This window comes from Vibrio sonorensis, assembly GCF_001854765.1.
GTDB lineage: Bacteria > Pseudomonadota > Gammaproteobacteria > Enterobacterales > Vibrionaceae > Vibrio > Vibrio sonorensis.
Genome location: NZ_LJJE01000114.1, coordinates 1 through 885, shown reverse-complemented (window position 1 = coordinate 885; position 885 = coordinate 1). Strand labels below are relative to the sequence as shown.

Below are 885 nucleotides of genomic sequence, written 5' to 3'. Positions count from 1 at the left end.
CAGCCGCACCTCCTATAGCCATATTCGTTATTTGCATAATAGTTATTCTCAATTTTTTTAAGAAGCATAACTAGAACAGACGGTTATAATTAACGTTTTAAATGCTCTGTGGAAAATAAATAAGATTAGGTAAATACTGCTATTAACAAAGACACGATAATAAAATGTTGTTTTTCTATGGTTTCGACCGAATAAAGAGCAATAAATTATATATCGTCTTTACTCGGTCAAAATACTACTTCTTATTTTCGTTAAAAATTGACCTCATTTTTCTAGTCGAGAAGTAATAGGCATAGATAAATACCGGAAAAGCCATCACAAACCTCCACACGGTATCAATTTCCAACTTATTTACAGTCCAACAACCCACTCCTAGAAATGATAGGGAAAGTAACACCCAAGATGCTATATTGGGATATATCAAGCGAACAGAGTAATAAAGCCTCATATTTTGTATACATATTGAAAACAATATAGTCGCCACTACCCCCAATAAAAACCACCCCTTTGCAAAAAGAACACTTATCGCGCACCAAACACCCAAATTGTACGTTGCTTCATCCCACCTTTCTTTATAACTAGTCACAATCAGCCACCGTATTACACCCTATAAATACGGCATCATTAACTGTACCTACATTCTCTACCGTTTGTTTTATAACAGGCGTCCCAAAATAAATCGCATCGTCCAGATAGGAGGCACCTTTTCCTACAGGGCCAGTTAATAAGCCAATAAAGTTTGACCAAGAGTCATCTAAGTAATACGCTACCCCCGACATAACAACAGCTGCTGGAGGAGCGACAAATCCAACTGGAATTGACATAGCGGACAAAACATTCGAACCTATTTTCTTCGTTTCATCAATCGTAGTCTCCTGATAATCA

Annotated in this window: 1 protein-coding gene; it reads right to left on the bottom strand. The window is 36.8% G+C overall.

Annotation, left to right across the window (positions count from 1 at the left end; translation table 11 throughout):
• Window positions 1–578: 578 nt before the first annotated feature.
• Window positions 579–885: hypothetical protein (locus tag BLO31_RS21300; protein ID WP_217495149.1), on the bottom strand; the 307-nt coding region annotated here is incomplete at its 5' end.